General features: G+C 71.9%; 6 protein-coding genes. 4 read left to right on the top strand and 2 right to left on the bottom strand.

What is annotated here, in order from left to right; all coding sequences use genetic code 11:
* A partial coding sequence (mgrA, locus tag LEL83_RS15680) for an L-glyceraldehyde 3-phosphate reductase (protein ID WP_225559519.1) occupies nucleotides 1-1,038 on the bottom strand: 1,038 nt, incomplete at its 3' end.
* A gap of 92 nt (nucleotides 1,039-1,130) precedes the next feature.
* On the opposite strand from mgrA, the gene LEL83_RS15675 reads away from it, so the two are divergent.
* The 3 genes from LEL83_RS15675 (at nucleotide 1,131) to soxR (ending at nucleotide 3,235) form a co-directional block, all read left to right on the top strand.
* Nucleotides 1,131-1,586: an iron chaperone gene (locus tag LEL83_RS15675; protein ID WP_225559518.1), complete on the top strand. Its 456-nt coding sequence runs from the start codon at nucleotides 1,131-1,133 to the stop codon at nucleotides 1,584-1,586.
* Nucleotides 1,587-1,670: 84 nt separating this feature from the next.
* Nucleotides 1,671-2,717: a YdcF family protein gene (locus LEL83_RS15670; RefSeq protein ID WP_225559517.1), complete on the top strand. Its 1,047-nt coding sequence runs from the start codon at nucleotides 1,671-1,673 to the stop codon at nucleotides 2,715-2,717.
* A 23-nt stretch (nucleotides 2,718-2,740) separates the two neighbouring features.
* Complete coding sequence (gene soxR, locus LEL83_RS15665; protein ID WP_225559516.1) at nucleotides 2,741-3,235, top strand: redox-sensitive transcriptional activator SoxR; 495 nt, start codon at nucleotides 2,741-2,743, stop codon at nucleotides 3,233-3,235.
* On the opposite strand, the gene LEL83_RS15660 is transcribed toward soxR, so the two are convergent.
* The gene (locus LEL83_RS15660) at nucleotides 3,232-3,678 is read right to left on the bottom strand and encodes a MarR family winged helix-turn-helix transcriptional regulator (protein WP_225559515.1); all 447 of its coding nucleotides are present in this window, start codon (nucleotides 3,676-3,678) and stop codon (nucleotides 3,232-3,234) included. The genes soxR and LEL83_RS15660 overlap by 4 nt on opposite strands.
* Before the next feature lie 46 nt (nucleotides 3,679-3,724).
* Here LEL83_RS15660 and LEL83_RS15655 point away from each other — a divergent pair, with 46 nt between their 5' ends.
* Nucleotides 3,725-4,969 (top strand): multidrug effflux MFS transporter, encoded by a 1,245-nt coding sequence (locus LEL83_RS15655; protein ID WP_225559514.1) that lies wholly within the window; start codon nucleotides 3,725-3,727, stop codon nucleotides 4,967-4,969.
* Nucleotides 4,970-5,056: the final 87 nt, after the last annotated feature.

Below are 5,056 nucleotides of genomic sequence, written 5' to 3'. Positions count from 1 at the left end.
GACCTCGCCCGCTCGGGCTCCTGCCCACAGGTCGACGTCGGCGATGCCGACCGAGTGCTCGTCGATGACGCGGAGCTCCTCGTCGGTGAACGACGTGTTCGCCAGCGCGGCGACGTTGTCCTCGAGCTGCGACACCCGCGAGGCACCGATCACGAGCGAGGTGACCCGCTCGTCACGGAGCGCCCACGCCAGGGCGAGCTGCGCGAGGGACTGCCCGCGGGCGGCCGCGACCTCGTTCAGGGCACGGAGGTGCTCGACGACCTCGGGCGTGATGCTCGACGCGTCGAGGGACTTGCCCGCTGCCGCACGGGAGTCCTCGGGGACACCGTCCAGGTACTTGCCGGTCAGCAGCCCCTGCGCCAGCGCGGTGAAGCCGATCACGCCGAAGCCGAGCTCGCCGGCGGCGTCGAGCAGACCCTCGGTCTCGATCCACCGGTTGAGCATCGAGTACGAGGGCTGGTGGATGAGCAGCGGCGTGCCGAGGTCGCGGAGGATCTCCGCCGCCTGCCTGGTGCGCTCGGCGTCGTAGGACGAGATCCCGACGTACAGCGCCTTGCCCTGCTGGACAGCGGTGTGCAGGGCGCCCATGGTCTCCTCGAGCGGGGTCGAGGCGTCGAGGCGGTGCGAGTAGAACACGTCGACGTAGTCCAGGCCCGTGCGCTGCAACGACTGGTCGAGCGAGGCGAGCACGTACTTGCGCGAGCCACCGCCCTGCCCGTACGGCCCCGGCCACATGTCCCAGCCGGCCTTGGTCGAGATGACCATCTCGTCGCGGTACGGCCGGAAGTCCTCGCGCATGAGGCGGCCGAAGTTGACCTCCGCAGCGCCGTAGGGCGGGCCGTAGTTGTTCGCGAGGTCGTGGTGGGTGATGCCGAGGTCGAAGGCCCGGCGGCTGATCGCACGCTGGTTCTCGAAGGGCACGTCGTCCCCGAAGTTGTGCCAGTACCCCAGGGAGAGCAACGGCAGGTCGAGGCCGGAGCGGCCGGTCCGTCGGTACGTCATCGAGTCGTAGCGGTCGTCGCTGGCGATGTAGGTCATGCACCGAGCCTGGCACCCCCGACTTCCTGCGGCCTGGCATCGTCCGCTTCGCGGTCCCATCATGGGAGCAGCACACACGGAAGGAGCCGGCCATGGCACGGACGACGAAGTCCGAGACCACCTTTACCGACGAGGAGCGCGCGGCGATGCAGGAGCACGCCGCCGAGGTCAAGCGCGCCCGCGGCACGAGGGGCACCAAAGCCGAGAAGGCGGCGGCGGCCGCGGCGGCGGTCGAGGCGAAGATCGCCGAGATGCCCCAGCCGGACCGCGGCCTGGCCGAGCGCATCCACCGCATCGCGCTCGAGACCGCCCCCGACCTGGCGCCCAAGCTCTGGTACGGCATGCCCGCCTACGCCCGCGACGGCAAGACGGTGTTCTTCTTCCAGGACGCCGCGAAGTTCGGGGCCCGGTACGCGACGCTCGGGTTCCAGGACTCGGCTGCGCTCGACGACGGCACGCTCTGGCCGACGTCGTGGGCGATCACCCCGGAGTTCTCGGAGGCCGACGAGGCACGGGTCGCCGAGCTGATCCGCCGCGCGGTCGGCTGACCCCGGTACGCACGGTCGCCCTCGGCCGGGCCGACTGGTGCGCCGGTACCGTGGTGGCGTGACTGCGCACCGATCGGCCGGACGGTGACCGCTCTCGGCGCCGCGCCCCTGTTCGCCCTGCTCTTCCTGGTGCTGTACCTGGTGGGGCGGCGGCGCGATCCGCGGATGCTCCGCAACGGGGTGTTCCTGACGGCGGCCCTGCTGTTCGGGCTCGCGACGGTCGCGGCGCTGCTGACGGCGGTGGTGCCCGGCTTCGGTGTGCTCGTGGCCGTGGTGCTGCTGCTCGTGCCGCTGGCCGTGGTCGTGCTCGGCGTCGCCCTGATCGCCAACGGGTTCCAGATGCTGCGTGCCGAGGGCCGCAGTCTCGGCAACCTGCTGTCGCTCGCCGCGGGCGTGGCCGTGTTCGTGCTGCCCGCGGTCGCCATCGCCCTGTTCGTCTCCGGCAGCGGCACGGGCTTCACGCTGTGGGACGGCACCCGGATCGCAATCGCCGTCCTGCTGGTCTTCGTCTGCGGGTACTTCGCGCTGTCCCTGCTCGCCTTCGCCGTGTACTCCGTCGTGTACGGCCGGACCCGGCACGGCGTCGTGCCGGACGCGATCGTGGTGCTCGGCTCCGGGCTCGTGCACGGCGAGGTCCCGCCCCTGCTGCGGAGCCGCCTCGATCGCGCGCTCACCGTGTACCGCGCCGAACGTGACGCCGGGCGCCGTCCCCTGCTGATCCCCTCGGGCGGCCAGGGCGACGACGAGCCCCGTCCCGAGGGCACCGCGATGGCGGAGTACCTGGTGGCGAACGGCGCCGACCCCGACGACGTCGCACCGGAGACCGCGTCGCGGAACACCCGCGAGAACCTGCGCCTGTCGCGCGACGTGCAGACCGCGGCCGGCCGTGACGGGCAGATCGTGGTCGTCACGAACAACTACCACGTGCTCCGCGCCGCGACCCTGGCCCGCCGACTCGACCTGCCGGCGCAGGTCGTCGGGGCGCGGACGGCCGCCTACTACGTGCCGAGTGCGTTCCTGCGGGAGTTCGTGGCGGTCGTCGTGGAGCACCGCTGGCTCAACGTGCTGGCGTGCACGCCGTTCGTGCTGTTCACCGGGTTCCTGCTGTGGGAGTCGTTGCAGCAGCGGTAGGACGGCGTCCTAGGATCTCCACCATGGTCGAGATCCAGCCGCCGCGACCGACGGACCTGCTGCCCATCGGGGAGGTCGTGCGACGCACCGGTGTCGCGGCCTCGGCGCTGCACTTCTACGAACGCAAGAGCCTGATCCACCCGGAGCGCACCGTCGGCGGCACGCGCATGTACCCGAGGCACGTCGAGCGGCGGATCGCGATCATCCAGGTGGCCAGACGCCTCGGCATCCCGCTCAGCGAGGTCGCCGAGCAGTTCGAGGCCCTGCCTGCCGACCGCATGCCCTCGCTGCGCGACTGGAGCCGGTTGCACGAGCGGTGGCGCGCACGGCTGCGGGCCCGCCAGCTCGAGCTCGAGCGCCTGCAGCAGGAGATGACGCAGTGCATCGGCTGCGGGTGTGTCTCGCTCGGCGCGTGCTCGGTCGTCAACCCGGGCGACACCCTGGGCGACGAGGGGCACGGTGCCAGGCGGCTGCTGCCGATCGAGGACGACGCAGCCGACGACGACGCCGTCGCCTAGGCGGGGCTGCCGCGGAGTCCGTCGTCGATCCGCTGCAGCAGCTCCAGCGCCTCGGCCGCACCCCGCTCGTCGCCACCGAGCGCGGCGCGGAGCCTGCCGGACCAGTGCCGGTAGAGCCGGTCGACGCTCTCCTGGGCCAGGGCGGTCGAGTGCAGCTGCACGGTCCTGGCGTCGGCCGGGTCCTGGCGTCGCTCGACCATGCCCTTCGCCACGAGCGACCGGACCGCGACGCTGAGGTTGCTGCGCTGCAGGGCCGTGGCCTCGGCGGTGGCGCTCGGCGAGGTGCCCGGGTTGCGGTTGATCCAGCGCATCACGAGCGCCTCGGTGCCGGTGAGTGGGACGATGTCGAGGGTCTCGGAGCCGTGTGGGTCGATGTCGCGTGCGATCCGGAGCAGGACGTCCGCGAACTCGGCGAGGACGCTGTCGGACACGGCGGAGGGCATGACCGTACTGTACCGACCTCGGGCAATGAGTTATGCTTTCATAACAATGACCACGGACACCGGAACCATCCGCGCGACGACCGCGACACCCACGACCGACCGACAGGGCATCACGACCGCTCTGCTCCTGGTGCTCGGCCTGCTCAGCGCCGTCGCCCCCTTCGCCACCGACCTGTACCTGCCGGCGTTCCCGCAGATGACCACCGAGCTCGGGGCGAGCGCCACCGCCGTGCAGCTCACCCTCACCGCGTTCCTGGTGGGCGTGACCGCGGGCCAGCTCGTGTTCGGCCCGCTGTCCGACCGGTTCGGCCGCGTGCCCCCACTCATCGCCGGCGCCGCGCTGTGCGTGCTCGCCAGCATCGCCGCGGTGCTCGCGCCGAACATCGGCGTGCTCATCGCCGCCCGCCTGTTGCAGGGACTCGGCGGTGCGGCCGGCATGGTGATCAGCCGTGCGGTCATCTCCGACCTGGCGACCGGCCGGTCCGCCGCCCGCGCGTTCTCGCTCATGATGATCGTCGGCGGGGTCGCCCCGGTCGTCGCACCGCTGCTCGGCGGTCTGCTCACGGGTCCGATCGGCTGGCGTGGCCTGCTGTCGATCGTGCTCGGCCTGTCGGTCGTCATGCTCATCGCGGTCCTCGCCGTGATCCGAGAGACCCACCTGCGGGAACACCGCGACGCCCTGCGCGAGGAACGCCGTGGCTCGGGCTCGGCCCTGCGTGCCCTGCGTTCCCGCACCTTCCTCGGCTACACCGCGGTGTTCGGCTTCGCGTTCGCCGTGATGATGGCCTACATCTCCGCGTCACCGTTCCTGTACCAGGACATGATCGGCTTCGGCACGGTCGGCTACGGCCTGGCCTTCGGGCTGAACGCCCTGGCGCTGATGGGTGTCAGCATCCTGTCCGCCAAGCTCACCGCGACCCGTTCGGTCACGGGCGTGCTGTCGCTCGGCATCGTGCTGGTGCTCGCGTCGACCGTCGCGTTCGCGCTGCTCGTCGTCTCCGGAGCACCGGTCGTCTGGCTCGCCGTGCCGCTGTTCACCGCGGTCGGCTCGCTCGGTCTGGTGCTCGGCAACGCCACGGCGCTCGCCCTCGGTGCCGTGCCGTCGGCTGCCGGCAGCGCCTCGGCCGTGCTCGGTGCGCTGCAGTTCGGCCTCGCGGCGCTCGTGTCCCCGCTGGTCAGCATCGGCGGCTCGGACACCGCGGCGCCGCTGGCGATCGTGATGCTCGCGGCAGCCGTGGTGGCCGTCGTGGCGCTGCTCGCCGCGCGGGGCCGGACCAGCACGCTCCGCTGACCCGGACGACGCCGGACGACACCGGCGGCTGACGCCACACGACACTGTCGACGTCGCGCGACATCGACAGTGTCGTTCCGCGTCGAC

Source organism: Curtobacterium oceanosedimentum, assembly GCF_020297365.1.
GTDB lineage: Bacteria > Actinomycetota > Actinomycetes > Actinomycetales > Microbacteriaceae > Curtobacterium.
The sequence above is the reverse complement of the archived record's forward strand: the minus strand, read 5'-3'. Positions and strand labels throughout refer to the sequence as shown.

What these genes read in the sequence shown, in the direction of transcription:
- LEL83_RS15675 (WP_225559518.1), top strand. Translation starts at nt 1,131, where the DNA reads ATGGCACGGACGACGAAGTCCGAGACCACCTTTACCGACGAGGAGCGC.
- LEL83_RS15660 (WP_225559515.1), bottom strand. Translation starts at nt 3,678, where the DNA reads ATGCCCTCCGCCGTGTCCGACAGCGTCCTCGCCGAGTTCGCGGACGTC.
- LEL83_RS15655 (WP_225559514.1), top strand. Translation starts at nt 3,725, where the DNA reads ATGACCACGGACACCGGAACCATCCGCGCGACGACCGCGACACCCACG.
- soxR (WP_225559516.1), top strand. Translation starts at nt 2,741, where the DNA reads ATGGTCGAGATCCAGCCGCCGCGACCGACGGACCTGCTGCCCATCGGG.